2 protein-coding genes are annotated in these 2,238 nt (G+C 66.7%); both read left to right on the top strand.

Annotated features, from left to right (window positions below; genetic code table 11):
• Positions 1–80 precede the first annotated feature (80 nt).
• Positions 81–1,388: an IS21 family transposase gene (gene istA / locus BDK63_RS18210; protein WP_183334555.1), complete on the top strand. Its 1,308-nt coding sequence runs from the start codon at positions 81–83 to the stop codon at positions 1,386–1,388.
• Positions 1,388–2,185: an IS21-like element helper ATPase IstB gene (gene istB, locus BDK63_RS18215; protein ID WP_221202692.1), complete on the top strand. Its 798-nt coding sequence runs from the start codon at positions 1,388–1,390 to the stop codon at positions 2,183–2,185. Before istA ends, istB begins: the two co-directional genes overlap by 1 nt.
• The last annotated feature ends 53 nt before the right edge of the window (positions 2,186–2,238 follow it).

Raw genomic sequence — 2,238 nt, forward strand, 5'->3', positions numbered from 1 at the left:
GTGTCAGGCGACACGTAAAACTGACCCCCAGGCGACACGGAAAACTGACCCCTCCGTGAGCTCACCTGGAGGGTCCATTCATGCAGCAACCCGGATATAACGTTCCCCACACTCAGGTACGAGGGGAACCGATGCAGAGCCCAGAGGATGTCGCCGCCATGCTGCGCCTGAAGGCCTGTGGCTGGGGCACTCAGCGCATCGCCGATGAACTCGGTGTCAGCAGGAACACCGTCAAACGTTATCTGCGCCAGGGCGGCTGGGCGCCCTACGCGAGCCCGAAGCGCAGCAAGTCGCTTGAAGGGCTTGAGGAATGGCTGAAGGCTCGCTTCCTGCAGCATGCCGGCAATGCCGCCGTGGTCCTGCAGGACCTGCAGCTAGAACACGGCATCACGGTCAGCCTGCGCACGGTGGAACGCGCTTGCGCGCCGTTCCGCCAGGCACTGGCCGCCGAGGCCAAGGCCACGGTGAGGTTCGAGACTCCGCCCGGGAAGCAGCTGCAGATCGACTTTGGCAGCCGCCACATCATCATCGATGGGGAGTCGGTCAAGGTCTTCCTGTTTGTCGCCACCCTGGGCTACTCCCGCCGCCTCTACGTCCGCGCCTTCCGGCACGAGCGGCAGTCGGCGTGGTTCGCCGGCCTGGAGGGCGCCTTCCGCCACTTTGGCGGGATTCCAGAGCAGGTGCTGCTGGATAACGCCCGGGCGCTGGTCGACCACCACAACGCGGCGACCCGCGAAGTCGTGTTCAACGAGCGGTTGGCGGCCTTTGCGCGTTACTGGGGTTTCCGACCGGTGGCCTGCGCACCGTACCGCGCCCGCACCAAGGGCAAGGACGAGCGTGGCGTTGGCTACGTGAAGCGTAACGCCATCGCCGGCCGGACCTTCGCCGCCTGGGCGGCGCTGGAGGCCCACCTGAGCTGGTGGATGCGCGAGATCGCCGACCAGCGGGTCCACGGCACCACCGGAGAGCTGCCGGCGGTGCGCTTCATCGCCGAACAGGCCAGCCTGCAGCCGCTGAACGGCCGGGCGCCCTTCGAGCAGGCACGAGAGCTGAGCCGTCGGGTCCAGCGCGACGCCACCGTGGAGGTCGACACCAACCGCTACAGCGTGCCCTGGCGCCTGATCGGTGAGCCCGTCCAGGTCAGCGTGACCGACGGCGAACTGCGGGTGCACCACGCCGGCCGTGAAGTGGCCCGCCACCCGGAGCTGGGCGGGCGCCGCCAGGTGCGCTGCCTGCCGGAGCACCTGCAGGGTATCGTCGGCTACCGATCACCCAAAGCGGACGCCGAGGAGGTCGTGGCGTCCAGCGAGATCGTGGCCACCTTGCCGCCGGCCGCGCTGCAGCGCGACCTGACCGAGTACGAAGCCGTGGTGGGAGGTGGCTGGTAATGACGATGCCCGAGACGGAGCGCCTGGATGCCATGCTGACGCGTCTCAAGCTGACCGCCATCCGCGAGCGGCTCGACACGCTGCTCGACGAAGCCGCACGCCGGGAGCTGACCCTGCGTGAGACGCTGGCTTACCTGTGCGAGCAGGAGGTGGCTCACAAGGAGCAGCGGCGTATCCAGATGGGGCTGAGCATCGCCCGCTTCCCGTTCCTGCGCACTCTGGAAGGGTTTGACTTCAGCGCCCAGCCTGCCGTCGATCCCGGTCAGATCCGTGAGCTGGCCTGCGGACGCTGGATCGCCAACGGCGACGCCCTGCTGCTGCTCGGCCCGCCGGGCGTGGGCAAGAGCCATCTCGCTGTGGCACTGGGCCGGGAAGCGGTCAAGGCCGGCTACTCAGTGTTGTTCACTACCGCCACGGCACTGATTACCCAACTGGTCCAGGCCCATGCCAATGGCGCCCTGGAGGAGCGGCTGAGGCACTTCGCCAAGCCCAAACTCTTGATCATCGACGAACTGGGCTACCTACCGCTGGAGCCGGGTGCGGCCAACCTGTTCTTCCAACTGGTCACCCGGCGCTACGAACGCGGCAGCCTGTTGGTCACCAGCAACCGGGCGGTCAGCGAGTGGGGCGAGGTGTTCGGTGATGCCGTGGTGGCCACCGCCATCCTCGACCGACTGCTGCATCACAGTCACGTCATCACCATCCGCGGTGACAGTTACCGACTGCGTGCCAAACGCAAGGCCGGGCTGATCAAGCCCGATTCCATCCATCATCAAAAGCAGGTCGTCAGAGGGTAAGGGGGTCAGATTTCACTGTCGCCAGGGGGTCACTTTCTGATGTCGCTTGACAC

This window comes from Halomonas campaniensis, from assembly GCF_014193375.1.
GTDB classification, from domain to species: domain Bacteria; phylum Pseudomonadota; class Gammaproteobacteria; order Pseudomonadales; family Halomonadaceae; genus Halomonas; species Halomonas campaniensis.